This is a genomic window from Pseudomonas sp. ITEM 17296 (genome assembly GCF_028895205.1).
Taxonomy (GTDB): Bacteria; Pseudomonadota; Gammaproteobacteria; order Pseudomonadales; family Pseudomonadaceae; genus Aquipseudomonas; species Aquipseudomonas kermanshahensis.
In genome coordinates this window covers 54565-72714 of the sequence record NZ_WJRS01000031.1, presented here as the reverse complement: position 1 = coordinate 72714, position 18150 = coordinate 54565, and the positions used below count along the sequence as shown (strand labels likewise).

At 63.7% G+C, this 18150-nt stretch carries 13 protein-coding genes; 9 read left to right on the top strand and 4 right to left on the bottom strand.

Annotated elements, in window-relative coordinates:
- Positions 1 to 97 precede the first annotated feature (97 nt).
- The 6 genes from recC (at position 98) to GIB19_RS24715 (ending at position 11729) form a co-directional block, all read left to right on the top strand.
- On the top strand, positions 98 to 3580 hold the full coding sequence (gene recC / locus GIB19_RS24740) for an exodeoxyribonuclease V subunit gamma (protein WP_274888377.1): 3483 nt from the start codon (positions 98 to 100) through the stop codon (positions 3578 to 3580).
- Positions 3577 to 7254 carry an exodeoxyribonuclease V subunit beta gene (gene recB, locus GIB19_RS24735; protein WP_274888376.1) on the top strand — a complete coding sequence of 1226 codons (3678 nt, stop codon included), beginning with the start codon at positions 3577 to 3579 and terminating at the stop codon, positions 7252 to 7254. The genes recC and recB overlap by 4 nt, the downstream gene beginning before the upstream one ends.
- Positions 7251 to 9326 (top strand): exodeoxyribonuclease V subunit alpha, encoded by a 2076-nt coding sequence (gene recD / locus GIB19_RS24730; protein WP_265970010.1) that lies wholly within the window; start codon positions 7251 to 7253, stop codon positions 9324 to 9326. The genes recB and recD overlap by 4 nt, the downstream gene beginning before the upstream one ends.
- A gap of 78 nt (positions 9327 to 9404) precedes the next feature.
- Positions 9405 to 9971 carry a YfiR family protein gene (locus tag GIB19_RS24725; RefSeq protein WP_027595461.1) on the top strand — a complete coding sequence of 189 codons (567 nt, stop codon included), beginning with the start codon at positions 9405 to 9407 and terminating at the stop codon, positions 9969 to 9971.
- Positions 9968 to 11236, top strand: a complete 1269-nt coding sequence (locus GIB19_RS24720) for a diguanylate cyclase domain-containing protein (protein ID WP_274888374.1) — start codon at positions 9968 to 9970, stop codon at positions 11234 to 11236. Before GIB19_RS24725 ends, GIB19_RS24720 begins: the two co-directional genes overlap by 4 nt.
- A 4-nt stretch (positions 11237 to 11240) precedes the next feature.
- Positions 11241 to 11729: an OmpA family protein gene (locus GIB19_RS24715; RefSeq protein WP_027595459.1), complete on the top strand. Its 489-nt coding sequence runs from the start codon at positions 11241 to 11243 to the stop codon at positions 11727 to 11729.
- A gap of 427 nt (positions 11730 to 12156) precedes the next feature.
- Here the strand turns inward: GIB19_RS24715 and GIB19_RS24710 are convergent, their stop codons facing one another.
- Positions 12157 to 13107: a LysR family transcriptional regulator gene (locus tag GIB19_RS24710; RefSeq protein ID WP_274888373.1), complete on the bottom strand. Its 951-nt coding sequence runs from the start codon at positions 13105 to 13107 to the stop codon at positions 12157 to 12159.
- A gap of 132 nt (positions 13108 to 13239) precedes the next feature.
- On the opposite strand from GIB19_RS24710, the gene GIB19_RS24705 reads away from it, so the two are divergent.
- Together GIB19_RS24705 and mmsB are read left to right on the top strand one after the other, a co-directional pair.
- Positions 13240 to 14766 carry a CoA-acylating methylmalonate-semialdehyde dehydrogenase gene (locus GIB19_RS24705; protein WP_274888372.1) on the top strand — a complete coding sequence of 509 codons (1527 nt, stop codon included), beginning with the start codon at positions 13240 to 13242 and terminating at the stop codon, positions 14764 to 14766.
- 10 nt (positions 14767 to 14776) lie between these two features.
- Positions 14777 to 15664 carry a 3-hydroxyisobutyrate dehydrogenase gene (mmsB, locus tag GIB19_RS24700; RefSeq protein WP_274888371.1) on the top strand — a complete coding sequence of 296 codons (888 nt, stop codon included), beginning with the start codon at positions 14777 to 14779 and terminating at the stop codon, positions 15662 to 15664.
- A 233-nt stretch (positions 15665 to 15897) separates the two neighbouring features.
- On the opposite strand, the gene GIB19_RS24695 is transcribed toward mmsB, so the two are convergent.
- Positions 15898 to 16242, bottom strand: a complete 345-nt coding sequence (locus GIB19_RS24695; protein WP_003251579.1) for a cupin domain-containing protein — start codon at positions 16240 to 16242, stop codon at positions 15898 to 15900.
- A 66-nt stretch (positions 16243 to 16308) separates the two neighbouring features.
- Here GIB19_RS24695 and GIB19_RS28560 point away from each other — a divergent pair, with 66 nt between their 5' ends.
- Positions 16309 to 16479, top strand: coding sequence for a DUF3077 domain-containing protein (locus GIB19_RS28560; protein WP_446731410.1), 171 nt, complete (start codon positions 16309 to 16311; stop codon positions 16477 to 16479).
- 104 nt (positions 16480 to 16583) lie between these two features.
- On the opposite strand, the gene GIB19_RS24690 is transcribed toward GIB19_RS28560, so the two are convergent.
- Both GIB19_RS24690 and GIB19_RS24685 read right to left on the bottom strand, forming a co-directional pair.
- Positions 16584 to 17516 (bottom strand): phosphatidate cytidylyltransferase, encoded by a 933-nt coding sequence (locus GIB19_RS24690; RefSeq protein ID WP_027595453.1) that lies wholly within the window; start codon positions 17514 to 17516, stop codon positions 16584 to 16586.
- 1 nt (position 17517) lies between these two features.
- Positions 17518 to 18141, bottom strand: coding sequence for a lysophospholipid acyltransferase family protein (locus GIB19_RS24685; RefSeq protein ID WP_027595452.1), 624 nt, complete (start codon positions 18139 to 18141; stop codon positions 17518 to 17520).
- Between the last annotated feature and the right edge of the window lie 9 nt (positions 18142 to 18150).

Here is an 18150-nt window from a genome sequence, read left to right as displayed (position 1 = left end):
TGGGCTGGAAAAGATTTGTCGCCATGCCCGCCATAACCCCGGGCATGCCCCGTGATATGGTTCCGCATCAGAACCCACCGCTTCCAGGGAATGCTCAATGGTCAACACCACCGCCCTCCATCCCGGCTTCATGATCGTACATGGCAACCGCCTCGACGATTTGCGCAGCTTGGTGGTGAGCTGGATGCGCCGTTACCCGTTAGCGCCACTGGAAAACGAAATCGCCCTGGTGCAGAGCAACGGTATTGCCCAGTGGCTAAAACTGGCGCTGGCTGAAGACCCTGAAGAAGGGGACCTAGGCGGCTGTGGTATCGCCGCCGCGATCGATGTGCAACTGCCCGGTAGCTTCATGTGGCAGCTTTACCGGCGAGTGCTGGGCCGCGATGAGATCCCCGAAGTTTCCCTGCTCGACAAGGCGCCGCTGACCTGGCGCCTCATGCGCCTGCTTCCGGCGTTGATCGAGCGCCCGCATTTCGAGCCCCTGCGCCGTTTTCTCACCGACGATAGCGACCTGCGCAAGCGTTACCAGCTTGCCGAGCGCCTGGCCGATCTGTTCGACCAGTACCAAGTCTACCGAGCCGACTGGCTCAAGGACTGGGCTGCCGGCGAGCACATCCTCAATACCGCCCGTGGCGAGCGTAAACCCTTGCCCCCTGGCAATCGCTGGCAGGCCGAATTGTGGCGGGCGCTGCTGGATGATGTCGGCGAGCAGGGCATGGCGCAAAGCCGTGCAGGTGTGCATCAACGGTTCATCGAGCGTATCAACAGCCTGGAGCAGGCACCTGTCGGCCTGCCATCACGCGTGATCGTGTTCGGTATCTCCTCCCTGCCAGCGCAAGCATTGGAGGCTTTGGCGGGGCTTGCCCGGTTCAGCCAGGTACTGCTTTGCGTCCACAACCCGTGTCGCCATCACTGGGCTGATATCGTCGCCGACAAAGACCTGCTGCGGCACCAGTACAAACGCCAACAACGCAAGCAAGGCATGCCGCTTCTGCTGGATGACCAATCGCTACACCAGCATGCTCATCCGCTGCTGGCCGCCTGGGGCAAGCAGGGCCGTGATTACATCAACCTGCTCGACAGCTATGACGACCCCGGCAGCTACCGCGGCGTATTCAGCGAAGGGCGCATCGACCTGTTCAGCGAAGCTTCGCCGACCACGCTGCTCAACCAACTGCAGGATGACATCCTCGAACTGCGTCCACTTGTCGAAACCCGCGAACGCTGGCCGCAAGTCGACCTCGCGCAGGACCGTTCGATGCGCTTCCATGTCGCGCACAGCCCGCAACGTGAGGTGGAAATTCTCCACGACCAGTTACTGGCCCGCTTCAGCGCCGACCCTACGCTGCGCCCGCGCGATGTGATCGTGATGCTGCCGGCAATCGACACTTATGCACCGCATATCCGCGCCGTGTTCGGCCAATTGCAGCGCAACGACCCACGCTACATCCCGTTCACCCTCACCGACCAAGGCCAGCGCGGTCGCGAGCCCTTGCTGATTGCCCTGGAGCACCTGCTCAAGCTGCCAGACAGCCGCTTTGCGGTCAGTGAAGTGCTCGACCTGCTGGACGTGCCGGCAGTACGGGCCCGTTTCGGTATCCGTGAAAGCGATTTGCCCACGCTTCATCGCTGGATCGAAGGTGCCGGTATCCGCTGGGGCCTGAACGCCGAGCAACGGGCCAGCCTCGGCTTGCCTGAAGGCCTGGAACAGAACAGCTGGCGTTTCGGCCTGCGGCGCATGTTGTTGGGTTATGCCGTAGGTGTGGGTGAGGGGTGTGATGGCATTGAACCCTATGACGAAATCGGTGGCCTCGATGCGGCACTGATCGGCCCCTTGGTAGCCCTGCTGGACGCCCTTGAGGTGGCCTGCCAGGCGCTGGCACAGCCTGCGACCGTCACCGAGTGGGGCGAGCGCTTGAATGCCTTGCTGCAGGTGTTTTTCCTGGCCGAAGGTGAGCACGACGAGTTTCTGCTGATGCAGTTGCAGGACCTGCGCGACGCCTGGCTGGAAGTGTGCGAAACCGTCGGCCTGCAAGACGCGCTACCGCTGACGGTGGTCCGCGAAGCGTGGTTGTCGGGGCTTGACCAAGGCAAGCTGTCCCAGCGCTTCTTGGCGGGTTCGGTGAACTTCTGCACCCTCATGCCCATGCGCGCCATCCCGTTCCGCGTGGTCTGCCTGCTGGGCATGAACGATGGTGACTACCCCCGCGCCCAGCAGCCGCTGGACTTCGACCTGATGGCCAGCGACTACCGCCCAGGTGATCGCTCGCGCCGTGAAGATGACCGTTACCTGTTGCTCGAAGCGCTGCTGTCGGCACGGGATCAGCTTTATGTCAGTTGGGTCGGGCGCAGCATCCGTGACAACAGCGAGCGCCCGGCCTCGGTGCTGATCGGCCAGTTGCGTGATCATGTGGCTGCCGGCTGGCGGTTGGCCGGTGCAGAGGACGGGCCAGTCCAAGGGCCGGATGAGCGCTTGCTGCACGCCTTGACCCAGGAGCACCCGCTGCAACCGTTCAGCCCGCGCTACTTCCAGAAGGGCAGTCCGTTGTTCAGCTTCGCCCATGAATGGCAGCTGCTGCATCGGCAAGGGCAGGACGCCACGCAGGTCGAGCCGGCTTTGCCTCCTTACGTCGACGACGAAGCATTGAGCCTGACGCAGTTGAACGATTTTCTTCGCCACCCGGTGCGGCACTTCTTCAGCCAGCGCCTGAAGGTGTTCTTCGAGGCCCTGGAGGCGCCGACGCCGGATGAAGAGCCGTTCGTCCTCGATACGCTGCAACGCTACAGTGCCAGTGAAACCCTATTGAATGCCGCGCTGGCCGACCCGGCGAATGCCGAGCAGGCCTTGCAGGTGCAGGCACGCCGCCTGCAAGCGTGTGGCGTGTTGCCGCTTGCCGGTTTTGGCGCACTGTTGCAGGCCGATCTGATTCAGCCGCTGCCTGACCTGCTGCAACGCCATCGTCAGTTGTTGCAGCGTTGGCCACACCTGGTCGAAGGCGCATTGCCTGTGCATTACGAACAGGGCACGCACCGGCTGGAAGGCTGGCTAGGCCGGGTGTACCAGGCTGATGATCAAAGCCTGCTAAGCATCACCACCGTCCCGAACACCATCAGTGCCGGGCGCAACAACTATAAATGGCACCGGTTGATCGCACCCTGGGTCATGCACCTGGCTGCCTGCGCTGCGGGTTATCCGCTGAACAGTGCGCTGGTGGCCAGTGACCTGACCTTGCTCCTGGCACCTTTACCGCAAGACCAGGCGGCGCAATTGCTCGGCGACCTGTTGGTTGCCCGCCAGGCCGCCATGAATGCGCCGCTGCCGGTGGCGGCCAAAACGGCCTTCGCCTGGCTGGCCCAAGACGATGCCGACAAAGCGCTGGCCGCGGCTGCTCGCGCCTATGAAGGCGATGAGCGCAACAGTTTTGGCGAGCGCAGCGAGAGCATTGCCCTGGCGCGGCAGTTCCGTGACTTCGCCGCGCTCACCGCCGACGAAACCTTTGAAGGTTGGTGCGAAACCCTGTACCGCCCCTTGTTCAACGCACCCTGGCAGGCCCTGGGCAACCCGGAGAGTGGCGCATGACCCAGGACCGTCCCCTGGCACTGAGTTTCCCCTTGCACGGCAGCCAGCTGATTGAAGCAAGTGCGGGTACCGGCAAGACGTTTACCATTTCGGCGCTGTACCTGCGGCTTATCCTCGGGCACGGAGGCGAACAGGCCTTCGGCCGTGAACTGCTGCCCCCGCAGATTCTGGTGGTGACCTTTACCGACGCCGCCACCAAAGAGCTGCGCGAACGTATCCGCGCCCGCTTGGCCGAGGCGGCGCGGTTCTTCCGTGGCGAGCTTGACGCTGCCGACCCACTGCTGCACCAGTTGCGCGACGATTACCCGCAAGAGGCTTGGCCACGTTGTGCCAGCCGCCTGGAAATCGCCGTGCAATGGATGGACGAGGCCGCGGTGTCGACCATCCACGGTTGGTGCCAGCGCATGCTCCGCGAGCACGCGTTCGACAGCGGCAGCCTGTTCACCCAGACACTCGAGACCGATCACAGCGATTTGCTGGGCCAGGTCATGCGCGATTACTGGCGCCGGTTCTGCTATGGCATGCAAGGTGAGGCCCTGGCATGGGTGCGTGGGCATTGGGGCAGCCCCGACGCGCTGTTGCCGCGGATTCGCCCGCTGTTCGGCCGGGTACGGGCACAGCAGGGCGAGCAAGCGCCCGAAGCGTTGATTCAAACCGCGCTTGGTCAACGTACCGAGCAGTTGGCTGCGCTCAAGGCGCCCTGGGCACAATGGGCCGATGAGCTGCGGCAGATCTGCCGCGATGCCGTGGCCTCCAAGCAGGCCGACGGGCGCAAGATGCAGGCACGCTATTTTGAACCTTGGTTCGACAAGCTGTGCGCCTGGGCCGGCGACGAGCAGGCCGTGGAGCTCGATCTTGGCACCGGCTTCACCCGCCTGACGCCAGCGGGAATGGCCGAGGCGTGGAAGTCTGGCGAGCCACCCGATCACCCCGGGCTGCACGCCATGCAGACGCTGCAGCAACAGTTGCAGTCGCTGGCCAGCCCGGATGCGCAGTTGCTTGAACACGCTGCTGGCTGGGTGTCGGCGCGCTTCGAAGTGGAAAAGCGCCGGCGCGCCGAGATGGGCTTCGACGACATGCTGCTGCGGCTGCAACATGCCTTGGCCAGTGAGGCCGGCGAGCGCCTGGCCGGGTTGATTCGTGAGCAGTTCCCGGTAGCGCTGATCGACGAATTCCAGGACACCGACCCGGTCCAGTACGGGATTTTCGAGCGGATCTACCAGATCAGCGAGAACCGCCCTGAAACCGGGCTGTTCATGATTGGCGACCCCAAGCAGGCGATCTACGCCTTCCGCGGTGCCGACATCTATACCTACCTCGCCGCCCGGCGCGCCACCACCGGGCGTCTGCACAGCCTGGACACCAACTACCGTTCGAGCCAGGCCATGGTCGCGGCGGTCAACCAGGTGTTTCTCCAGGCCGAGGCCAGAGGCGAGGGGCGAGGGGCGTTTCTGTTCCGTGAAGCGCAAGACAACCCGTTGCCCTTCATCGAGGTCCGCGCCAAAGGCCGTAGCGAGCACCTGCTGGTGGACGGCCAGCCAAGCGCAGCCCTGCAATGCTGGCACCTGCAGAGCGAAGAGCCGGTATCGAGCAGCGTTTACCGCCAGCACCTGGCTGCCAGCTGCGCCAGCCATATCGTCGCCTTGCTCAACGGTGGGCAGCAGGGTACGGCGGGTTTCCGCAACGGCGAAGGTGAACTGCGCCCCTGCCTGCCTTCGGATATCGCCATTCTCGTGCGCGACGGCCACGAGGCACAGATGATCCGTGCCGAACTGGCCGCGCGTGAGGTGCGCAGCGTGTACCTGTCCGACAAGGACTCGGTGTTCGCCGCCCAAGAGGCGCATGACCTGCTGGCCTGGCTCAAGGCCTGCGCCGAGCCGGATTCGGAGCGCCTGCTCAAGGCCGCGCTGGCCAGCCTGACCCTCGACCTGTCACTGGCGGCGCTGGACAAGCTGAACCAGGACGAACGGGTGTGGGAAGACTGGGTCATGCGTTTTCGGCGCTATCGCGATACCTGGCAGCGCCAAGGCGTGCTGCCGATGCTGCGCCACCTGCTGCACGACTTCCAGTTGCCGCGCACGCTCATCGCCCGCAGTGACGGCGAGCGTGTGCTAACCAACCTGCTGCACCTGGCCGAGCTGTTGCAACAGGCGGCGGGCGAACTTGATGGCGAGCAAGCGTTGATTCGTCACCTGGCCGAACACCTGGCCAGCTCCGGTCAGGCCGGTGAAGAACAGATCCTGCGGCTGGAGAGCGATGAGCAACTGGTCAAAGTGGTGACCATCCACAAGTCCAAGGGCCTCGAATACCCCTTGGTCTACTTGCCGTTCATCTGCACCAGCAAGCCCGTGGACGGTACCCGCCTGCCCTTGGCCTGGCATGACAGCCAAGGCAACGCGCACCTGACGTTAACCCCTGACCAGGAACAGATCGCCCGCGCCGACGACGAGCGCCTGGCCGAAGACCTGCGTCTGCTCTACGTGGCCCTGACCCGCGCCCAGCATGCGTGCTGGCTTGGCGTCGCCGACCTCAAGCGCGGCAACCAGAAGAGCTCGCTACTGCACCGCTCAGCCCTCGGTTACCTGCTTGGCGGTGGCCTTGCGTTGACCGGGTCCGGGCAATTGGCGGACTGGCTGCAGGCGTTGGCATCAAGCTGCCCGTACATTGAGTGCCCGCCGCTGCCGCTGGCCGACGTTCAGCTGTATCGCACGCCGCACGCCGAGCGTGAGCTGCTGCCCGCGCGCAAGCCCCGGCGAGCGGCCGCCGAGCACTGGTGGATTGCGTCCTATAGTGCCTTGCGCGTCGGGGACCAGACCCTCGGTGCCGACAGCTCACAGGCCCAGCAACTTCTGGATGACGAAGTCCTCGATGCGCAACTGCTGCGCGAGGTGCCGGCTGAAGGGGGGGATATCCACCGCTTCCCACGCGGGCCAAATCCCGGCACCTTCCTGCATGGCCTGCTGGAATGGGCCGGCCGAGAAGGCTTCGCCGAAGTCAGCGGCAACCCCGAGCTGATCGAGCGCACGGTCGGGCAGCGCTGCAATCGCCGTGACTGGACTGGCTGGATCCCGACGCTGACGCCGTGGCTGCGCCAGTTGCTGAACGAACCGCTGCCTGTCCTGGCCCACGACGCAAGCCTCACCCTGGCGCACCTGCGTCACTACCAGATCGAAATGGAATTCTGGTTCGCCAGCCATCAGGTCGACGCCGAACAGCTCGATCAACTGGTGGCGCGTTATACGCACCCAGGCCAGGCGCGGCCGGCGGCACAGCCGACGCTGCTCAACGGCATGTTCAAGGGCTTCATCGACCTGGCGTTCGAGCTGGACGGGCGCTATTACGTGGCCGATTACAAATCCAACTGGCTGGGCCCGGACATCCAGTCCTACGACAGCCAGGCCATGGAAAAGGCCATCCTCGAGCATCGTTACGACTTGCAGTACGTGCTCTACCTGCTGGCCCTGCACCGCCAACTGCGCGCCCGCTTGCCTGACTACGATTACGACCGCCATGTCGGCGGAGCCCTGTTCATCTTCCTGCGCGGTGCCAACAGCAGCGGTCATGGCGTGTACTTCGTCAAGCCGCCGCGGGCACTGATAGAAGCCCTCGATGCGCTGTTCCGTGGCGAGCATGCACCCACGCAGCAGGACCTGTTTGCCGGAGCCGCGCCATGAGCCGAACCCTCACCGACCTGCTGCCCACGCCGCTGCACGCCGAACACCTGCTGGCCCTGGCGCCGCAGCGTGTCAGCGCTGACCTGCTGCAACTGCTGGACCGTTGGGTCGAGCGTGGCTGGCTGCGAGCCCTCGACCGCGCGTTCGTGTCGTTTCTCGAAGAGCGTGCCCCGGGCAGCGACCCCTTGCTGTTGCTGGCGGCTGCCCTGGCGAGCCATCAGCTGGGCCACGGCCATGTCTGCCTGGACTTGCAGCAAACCCTGGCCGAACCGGACTTTGCGCTGTCGCTGCCGCCAGAAGGCGACGCCTTGATCGGCCCCTTGCTGCTGCCTTCGCAACTGCTTGCAGACCTGGACCTTCAGGCCTGGCGCCAGCGCATCGCTGCCAGCCCACTGGTGGCCGCTGGCGACACGCCAGGCCAGCAGGCACGGCCGCTGGTGCTCAGCGGCGAGCGCCTGTACCTGCGCCGCTATTGGAACTACGAACGGCGCATCGACCAGAACTTGCGCCAGCGCCTGAGCCAGGATGAAGCCGCACCGGCTGACTTGCCGGCGCGCCTGGCACAGCTGTTCGACGCGGGTGCCCTGGCCGGTCAGGTTGATTGGCAAAAGCTGGCGTGCGCCCTGGCGACCCGCGCCGGCTTCAGCATCATCACCGGCGGCCCTGGCACCGGCAAGACCACCACGGTGGTGCGCCTGCTGGCCTTGCTGCAGGCCCCGGCGGTGGAGCAGGGCAGGCCTCTGCGTATTCGCCTGGCCGCGCCGACCGGCAAGGCCGCTGCGCGCTTGACCGAATCCATTGGCCAGCAGGTCGAGCGCCTGCAAGTCAGCGCCGCCGTGCGCGGGCAGATCCCCACCGAGGTCAGCACCGTGCACCGGCTGTTGGGCAGCCGCCCCGGGTCGCGGCATTTCCGTCATCACGCGGGCAACCCGTTGCCATTGGACGTGCTGGTGGTCGACGAAGCCTCGATGATCGACTTGGAGATGATGGCCAACCTCCTCGACGCCCTGCCACCCCGCGCACGGCTGATCCTGCTGGGTGACAAAGACCAGTTGGCCTCGGTCGAGGCGGGGGCGGTATTGGGCGACCTGTGCCGGGATGCCGAAGAGGGCTGTTACTCACCCGCGACCCAGGCGTGGCTGGAGCAGATTGGTGGCCAGTCGCTGGAAGGCAGCGGTCTCAAAGCCGGTGATGCGCAGCGCAATCCGCTGGCCCAGCAGGTAGTGATGCTGCGTTTCTCCCGGCGCTTCGGCGAAGGCAGCGGGATTGGGCAGTTGGCGCGGCTGGTCAACCGTCAGGAATCCCATGCCGCGCGTAATCTGCTCGCGATGCCACCGCCGGATGTCAACGGCCTGGCGCTGAAGAACGAACACGATCGGGCCTTCGACCGTCTACTGCTCGACGGCCTCAACCGCGGCGCAGAAGGGCCTCAAGGCTATCGCAGCTACCTGCGGACCTTGGGGCGCTATCGGCCGGCTCCGGCCACCGCGTTCGATGACCCGCTCTGGGAACAATGGGCAAGCAAGGTGCTGCACAGTTTCGAGGACTTCCAGCTGCTGTGCGCGGTACGCAGGGGCGCATGGGGTGTCGAAGGCCTTAACGAACGGGTGGCGCGGGTGCTGCACAACGCCGGGCTGATCGACGCTCAGCAGCCTTGGTACGAGGGCCGGCCGGTGCTGGTGACCCGTAACGATTATGGCCTGGGCCTTATGAACGGCGACATCGGCATCGCCTTGCGCCTGCCCGACGAGCGGGGCGAGCCCCTGCTACGGGTTGCCTTCCCGCGTAACGACGGCAACGGTGGGGTACGTTTCGTCTTGCCAAGCCGGCTCAACGAAGTGGAAACCGTGTTCGCCATGACGGTGCACAAGTCCCAGGGCTCGGAGTTCAGCCATACCGCCCTGGTGCTGCCGGACGCCCTTAACCCGGTGCTGACCAAAGAGCTTGTGTACACCGGCATCACCCGGGCCAAGCATTGCTTCAGCCTGATCGAACCACGGCAGGGCATCTTCGAGGAGGCGGTGTCGCGCAAGGTGCGGCGCATTTCCGGCCTGATGCTCGAACAGGTCTGACACTGGCCGCAAGGTACGATTGGCGGCCATGTGCTATCGTTGCGCCAACATCTGAAAGGACTTCGAGAGATTTCCCACATGACCGTGGCCGGAAGGCGAGTGACACGCTGTACGCTTTCGCTGTTGCTGGCGGTCCTGTTACTACTGGCAGGCCCTGCCTGGGCGGAAACCTCAGCAACCGCTGTGCAGGCCCAGCAACGTGCCAAGGCTGTCACCCAGGTGGTGTTGGGGATCTTCAGTTACGCCCGCTGGCCCGTCGAGCCTACGCCCCTGCGCCTGTGCCTGATCGGCCCCACCGAATACGCAGACGACCTGATCAAGGGCCACGTGCAGGAGTCCGGGCGGCCGCTGCAGGTGCGTCGGCTGCTGGCTGACGATGCGCAGGTTGCCCAGGCCTGTGATGCCATCTACATCGGTAAACTCGATCAGGGCCAGCGCGACCGCTTGTTCCAGCGTGTCAGCGGCCACCCGGTGCTGAGCATCAGTGAGGCCGACGACCCATGTACGGTCGGCAGCCTGTTCTGCCTGCGGGTCAGCGATCAGCAGGTGGCCTTTGAAGTGAACCTCGATTCCGTGGCCCGTTCCGGCGTACGCATCCACCCCAGTGTGCTGCAATTGTCGCGGCGCCGAGGTGTGCAGCCATGAAAACGACCATCAGGCGTATTCGCCCGACCCTGCGTTCGGTGCTCGGCCGTGGGCACCTCAGTGTCGCTCTGCTCGCCGTGGGCCTGGTCGGTATTTCGCTGACCGTGCTGGGCGTGCTTGCCCTGCAGGTCTATGCCAACCACAACCTGCACCTTATCGCCCGCTCGATCACCTACACCGTCGAAGCCGCCGTGGTATTCGACGATAGCGTTGCGGCCAGTGAGGCACTGGCACTGATTGCCAGTACCGAGGAGGTGGCCGACGCCAAGGTCTTCGACAATGAAGGCGAGCAACTGGCCCACTGGCAACGCAACGACAGCGGCATGCTCGCGCACCTGGAAACCCAGGTCGCCACCGCGCTGCTGGACGAGCCGGTCAACCTGCCGATCATTCACCAGCAGCAAAAGGTCGGGCATATCGAACTGATTGGCCAAGGCCGCAGCCTGTTGTTGTTCCTGCTCGGTGGGTTGGGCGGGATCCTGTTGTGCATGGTACTCAGCGCCGTCATCGCCCTGTACTTGTCGCAGCGCCTGCTCGGCGACATCGTTCGCCCATTGCGTGCGCTGGCCAGCGTTGCCCATGCTGCCCGCCGTGAACGTCGTTTCGACCGCCGCGTGCCAGAAGCCCCGATTGCCGAGCTCAACGAGCTGAGTAACGACTTCAACGCCTTGCTCGATGAACTGGAGGTGTGGCACAGCCACCTGCAGAGCGAAAACCAGACCCTCGCTCACCAGGCCAGCCACGACAGCCTGACCGGCCTGCCCAACCGCGCCTTTTTCGAAGGCCGCCTTAGCCGCAGCCTGCGCAACGCTGCGCGGCAGCAAGATCATCTGGCGCTGCTGTTCCTCGACAGTGACCACTTCAAGCAGATCAACGACAGCCTCGGCCATGCCGTGGGCGATGAAGTGCTGATCAGCGTGGCCGACCGCATTCGCGCCCAACTGCGTGAGCATGACTTGGTGGCGCGCCTGGGCGGCGACGAGTTCGCGGTGTTGCTGACGCCGCTGCAGTCGCGCTCAGACGCCGAACTCATCGCCGAGAAAATCGTCGCCAGCATGAAACTGCCGGTACAGCTGGACAGTGGCAGCAGCATTGCCACCTCGCTGAGTGTCGGCATCGCCTTTTACCCCGAGGATGGCACTGACCCTGCCAGCCTTCTCGACGCCGCCGATGCGGCAATGTACCAGGCCAAGCGTAAGCACCGTGGCCATTGGCAAGTGGCGCAGACGGAACGGTCCGCCACCGAAATCAAGAACAGGAGTTGAACCCGTGATTCATCGTTTGCGTTTTCCCCTTTGGGCGTTGCTGCTCGCCATGCTGGCACTTACCGGTTGCCAGACCACACCCAAGGGGCTAACTGCTGAGCAAATCGCTGTGCTCAAGCGTGAAGGTTTTGCCCCGACTGATGAAGGTTGGGCGTTTGACCTGTCCGGCAAGGTACTGTTCGGCAGTGACCTGGACAGCCTCAATGGCCAGAGCCAGGCGATCGTCGAGCGAATTGGCAAAGCGTTGCTGGGCGTAGGTCTCCAACGCGTGCGGGTGGATGGCCACGCGGATGCGTCGGGCAGGGCCACCTATAACCAGCAATTGTCCGAGCGCCGCGCACAGAGCGTGGCCAGAACGCTGATCGGCGTCGGCATGCCCGCGCAGAACATCCAGACCCGCGGCCTGGGCAGCACCCAGCCGGTGGCGGACAACCGCAGCAGCGCCGGACGCACCGAAAATCGACGCGTATCGATTATCGTGGCGTCCTACTGAACAGACCCACCCTGTACGGGGCTGTGGCTGAGGGCGGCGTCATCCCTGAGCAAACCGCATTTCGCGGGTCTCGCCCATCGACAACGGCGCATTCGCCACTGTCGACTGGGTAAAGAGAGAAATGTCGCAAACCATGGGGCCTTGATGTGGGCCCCGGTGGCGATTGTTCCAAGTTGTGTATCGGCTGTAGTTACAACCCCCCTGTTAGGTTTTGTACGAAAAGTATGGTCATCCGTCGTTGTGGGAGCGGGCTTGCCCCGCGATCTGCCGCAACGCGGCAGCAAAGCTGAATTCGCGGCGTCTTTGCACTATTTGATATCGGGTAGAGGAGCGCTTCGCACTCCATCGCGGGGCAAGCCCGCTCCCACACAACCTTCGTAAAGAGCCTAATACTGGTTAGGATGGGGCTCCCTTACTCCTTGTCGATCTACCCTTGAGCAAACTGCATTTCGCGGGTCTCGCCCATCAACAACGGCGCATTCGCCTCGGTCACCTCGCGAATGTAATCCCACAACAGGGTTATCCGCTTCAGCTTCCTCAAGTCCTCCCGGCAATACATCCAGAACTGCCGCGTCACCTCGATCTCCGCCGGTAACACCGTCACCAGCCGCGGGTCCTGCGCCGCCAGAAAACACGGCAAGATTGCCAGCCCACGCCCCTGCAATGCCGCGGTGTACTGGGCAATCACGCTGGTACTGCGCAAATGCGCGTTGGCATTGGGAATCAGGTTGGCCAGGTACAACAGCTCCGAACTGAACGCCAGGTCATCCACATAACTAATGAACGGGTGCTTCGCCAAGTCCCCGACCTGCCGAATCGGCGCGTGGTTATCCAGGTATGTCTGGGTTGCGTACAGCCGCAGCCGGTAGTCGCACAGCTTGCAGCACACATAGGGGCCGTGTTCAGGGCGTTCCAGGGCGATGACGATATCCGCCTCGCGCTTGGACAGGCTGATGAAGTGCGGCAACGGCAAGATGTCCACCGAAATGGCCGGATACGCATCGACGAAGTGGCTGAGTTGCGGCGTGACAAAGAAGCTGCCAAAACCTTCGGTGCAGCCCATACGCACATGCCCCGACAACGCCACGCCCGACCCCGAAACCTGCTCGCACGCCATGTGCAAAGTGCTTTCGATCGACTCGGCATAGCCCAGCAGGCGCTGGCCTTCGGCGGTCAGGACGAAGCCGTTGGTCCGGGATTTTTCGAACAACAACGTGCCCAGCGCACCCTCCAGCGAGGTGATGCGCCGTGACACCGTGGTGTAGTCGACGCTCAGGCGCTTGGCGGCGCTACTGGCTTTGCGGGTGCGGGCCACTTCGAGGAAGAACTTCAGGTCGTCCCAGTTGAGCGCGCTCAAGGATGTGAGGTCTTTTTGCATGATGATCCGGTTTTTTTGTGCGTTCTTGTTGGATGTTTGCACATCTATACTCGAAAAAAGCCCCAGGACGCCACCTCGCGTTTGCACGGCGCTGGCGATCTCGACCCGACAATAATTCCAAGGAGAACCCAGATGAACGCACCTCAATCCCCCGACCAGACCAAGGTCGCGCAGGTCAAGCTGCTGATCGATGGCCAATGGGTCGAATCCAAGACCACCGAATGGCGCGACATCGTCAACCCGGCCACCCAAGAGGTGTTGGCGCGGGTGCCGTTCGCCACCGTCGAGGAAGTCGACGCTGCCGTGGCCGCTGCCCATCGCGCCTTCAAGACCTGGCGTGACACCCCAATCGGCGCGCGCATGCGCATCATGCTCAAGCTGCAGGCGCTGATCCGCGAACACACCAAACGCATCGCCCAAACCCTCAGCGCCGAGCAGGGTAAAACCCTCGCCGATGCCGAAGGCGACATCTTCCGCGGCCTGGAAGTGGTCGAGCACGCCGCTTCGATCGGCACCCTGCAGATGGGCGAGTTCGCCGAGAACGTTGCCGGCGGCGTCGACACCTACACCTTGCGCCAGCCGATCGGCGTGTGCGCGGGCATCACCCCGTTCAACTTCCCGGCCATGATCCCGCTGTGGATGTTCCCCATGGCCATCGTCTGCGGCAACACCTTCGTGCTCAAGCCTTCCGAGCAGGACCCGCTGTCGACCATGATGCTGGTGGAGCTGGCGCTGGAAGCCGGCGTGCCGGCCGGTGTGCTCAACGTGGTGCATGGCGGCAAGCAGGTAGTGGATGCGATCTGCACCCATCAAGACATCAAGGCGATCTCGTTCGTCGGCTCTACCGAAGTCGGCACCCACGTCTACAACCTGGGCAGCCAGCACGGCAAGCGCGTGCAGTCGATGATGGGCGCGAAGAACCACGCCGTGGTGCTGCCTGACGCTAACCGCACCCAAACCGTCAACGCCTTGGTCGGCGCGGCCTTTGGTGCTGCCGGCCAGCGCTGCATGGCAACCTCCGTGGCGGTGCTGGTGGGCAAGGCCCGCGAGTGGCTGCCGGACATCAAAGAGGCCGCGAGCAAGCTCAAGGTCAATGCCGGCTCCGAGCCGGGCACCGATGTCGGGCCGGTGGTGTCCAAGCGGGCCAAGGAGCGGGTACTGGGCTTGATCGAAAGCGGCATCAAGGAAGGCGCCAAGCTCGAACTCGATGGCCGCGAAGTCACGGTGCCGGGCTATGAGCAAGGCAACTTCGTTGGCCCGACCCTGTTCTCTGGGGTGAAAACCCACATGCAGGTCTACACCCAGGAAATCTTCGGCCCGGTGCTGGTGACCTTGGAAGTCGACACCCTCGATGAAGCCATCGCCCTGGTGAACAGCAACCCGTTCGGCAACGGCACCGGCCTGTTCACCCAGAGCGGTGCGGCTGCACGCAAGTTCCAGAGCGAGATCGACATCGGCCAGGTCGGCATCAACATCCCGATCCCGGTACCGGTACCGTTCTTCAGCTTCACCGGCTCGCGCGGCTCCAAGCTGGGTGATCTCGGCCCTTACGGCAAGCAAGTGGTGCAGTTCTACACTCAGACCAAGACCGTCACCGCCCGCTGGTTCGATGATGACAGCGTCAATGACGGTGTGAACACCACCATCAGCCTGCGCTAAGGAGTTCGCCATGCGTATCGCATTCATCGGCCTGGGTAACATGGGCGCGCCCATGGCCCGCAACCTGATCAAGGCCGGGCATCAGCTGAACCTGTTTGACCTGAACAAGACCGTGCTGGCCGAGCTCGCCGAACTGGGCGGGCAGGTCAGCCCATCGCCCAAGGAAGCGGTGGCCAACAGTGAGCTGGTGATCACCATGCTGCCGGCCGCAGCCCATGTGCGCAGCGTCTACCTGAACGATGATGGCGTGCTGGCGGGCATACGCCCCGGCACGCCGACCGTGGACTGCAGCACCATCGACCCGCAGACCGCCCGCGAGGTGTCCAAGGCCGCAGCGGCCAAGGGCGTCGACATGGGCGATGCGCCGGTGTCCGGAGGTACGGGCGGCGCGGCGGCCGGCACCCTGACCTTCATGGTCGGTGCCAGTGCCGAGCTGTTTGCCACGCTCAAACCGGTGCTGGAGCAGATGGGCCGCAACATCGTGCACTGTGGTGAGGTCGGCACAGGGCAGATCGCCAAGATCTGCAACAACCTGCTGCTGGGCATCTCGATGATCGGCGTGTCAGAGGCCATGGCCCTGGGTAACGCACTGGGCATCGACACCAAGGTGCTGGCCGGCATCATCAACAGCTCGACCGGGCGTTGCTGGAGTTCGGACACATACAACCCGTGGCCTGGCATCATCGAGACCGCACCGGCCTCACGCGGTTACACCGGCGGCTTTGGCGCCGAATTGATGCTCAAAGACTTGGGGCTGGCTACCGAAGCTGCACGCCAGGCGCACCAGCCGGTGATTCTAGGTGCCGTGGCACAGCAGCTGTATCAGGCAATGAGCCTGCGCGGGGAGGGTGGTAAAGACTTCTCGGCCATCGTCGAGGGGTACCGCAAGCAGGATTGACGAGCGAGGTGTATTTCATCGCGGGCCAGGCGGCCTTCCCTCTGTAACTGCGCACCAGAGGGAAGGGCACCTGCTCCGCGATTTTTTTTGCCCAGAATGTGCTGGCCTGAATCCTCTTGTAGGAGCAGCCTTGTGCTGCGAAGAGGCCAGCCAAGGCAACACAATTGCTATGCCTGGTTTGGCCCTTTCGCAGCGCAAGGCTGCTCCTACAGGGGGATTTGCAGCCTAAGGAATCAGGCGAACACGAAGTACTTGCGCACGGTTTCGACCACTTCCCAGGTGCCTTTCATACCAGGTTCGATCACGAATACATCACCGGCCTTCAGGTGCTTCGGCTCTTCGCCTTCAGGGGTGATGATGCAGTAGCCGTCGAGGAAGTGGCAGAACTCCCACTTGTCATAGTTGACCTCGAACTTGCCCGGGGTGCAGATCCAGGTACCCATGATCTTGCTGCCGTCGGCCGACAGGTAGGCGTTCAGGTTGACGGTGTGCGGATCGCCGCCGATGCGCTTCCACTTGGTGGCGTCCACGACCGGCGTCGGGCAGGTTTCGCGCAGGACGGTGATGAAATCGGACATGGCACAACTCCTGGTGACTGGCTGAATGACTCGACACCATAGGGCCATTGGCCGCGCCGCAGTTGCCTGGGCTCGACGTCCAGGTGCCTGACTGCGCTATGTGGATCAGCGGCAGCTCTGACACTGGAGTCGGCCCTGGCGGAGCAGGGCGGGGGCAACTTGATGTGGGCGGCGCACTACCTGAGTGGTATGGCCAAAGCATTGCTGGATGATGCGGCGCAGGGGTTACAAGGCTGAGCTATGGGTCGGCTGGGCCGGCCTCTTCGCGGGTAAACCCGCTCCCACAGGGATTGGCGTTGCACCTGTGGGGGCAGGTTTACCTGCTAAGAGGCGCATCTTTCTCAAGCCCACCAATACCGCACAAAGTGGAAAAACACCGGCGCCGCAAAGCACACCGAGTCCATCCGATCGAGCATGCCGCCGTGGCCTTCGATCATGTGCCCCCAGTCTTTCACCCCGCGGTCACGCTTGATCGCCGACATGACCAGCCCGCCGAAGAAGCCCATGGCGTTCACAGTCAGGGCCATCAGTGCCGCCTGCCAGAAGTTGAACGGGGTAATCCAGCACAGCAGGGCGCCGATCAGTGTGGCCAGTGCCACGCCACCGACGAGGCCTTCGAGGGTTTTCGAGGGCGACAGGTTGGGCGCCACCTTGCGTTTGCCGAACAGCTTGCCGCACACGTATTGCAGCACGTCGCTGATTTGCACCACGAGGATCAGCCAGGCGATCAGCAGCAGGTTGCGGCCCTCGAACCCGGGGATATCGAGGGTCATCAGCGCGGGCACCGAAGACACGCAATACACCGCGATCATCAGCCCCCATTGCACCTTTGATGCGCGCTCGAGAAAGCGCGTGGTGTCGCCGCCGAAACTGGCAAGGATCGGCAGCAGCAAAAACAGATACACCGGGATGAAAATACTGAACAAGCCATACCAGTCCATGGCGATCAGCACGTACTGCACCGGCAGCGCCACATAGAATGCCGCCACCAACGCCGGGTAGTCGCTGCGCCGGGTCGGGGTGAGGGTCATGAACTCGCGCAGCGCATAAAACGACACGCCGTAGAACAGCACGATCACGCCGTACTTGCCGAACAGGAAGGCGATGCCGATCACCAGCACCATCACCCACCAAGCGTTGATGCGGGCGTTGAGGTTGTCGATCACCGCATGCGGCGCGGGGCCGGCACGCCACTTGAGCAGGCGGCCGATCACGCTGGCGAGCAGCAGCAGGGCGCCGATGCCGGCGAACAGCGAAAGGGTATTGTCGTCCATGTCAGGCATCCTTCGGCGCCAGGTTCAGCAGGGCCTGGCTGGCCCGCTCGAGAAAGGCCTGCTTGTTTTCATCAGCCAGCAGGTGGAGAGGTTCGCCAAAGCTCAGCGTACACAACAGCGGCAATGGCAGGGCGCGGCCCTTGGGCATGACCCGGTTGAGGTTGGCGATCCACACCGGCACCAACTCGACGTCGGGGTTGGCCGCAGCCAAATGGTACAGGCCGCTTCTGAATGGCATGAGCGGCTCATCGCCCAGGTTGCGGGTGCCTTCCGGGAAGAAGATCAACGAATCGCCCTGTGCAACGGCCTCAAGAATCGGCTGCAGAGGGCTGCCTTGGCCCTCTGCGCGCTGGCGGTCTATCAAGACGCCGTTGAACACCTTGCGGATGAGAAAGTCGCGAATACCGGGCTTCGCCCAGTAGTCGGCCCCGGCCACCGGGCGGGTGCGCCTGCGCAAAGGTTCTGGCAGCGAGGCCCAGAGCAGCACGAAGTCGCCGTGGCTGCTGTGGTTGGCGAAGTACAGGCGTTGCACCGGCTGCGGCGTGCAGCCGAGCCATAACGCACGGGCGCCAGTGATCAGCCGGGCGGCCGAGGTGATGACGAAAGCGGTCAAGGTCGCAAGCATGGGGCGGTG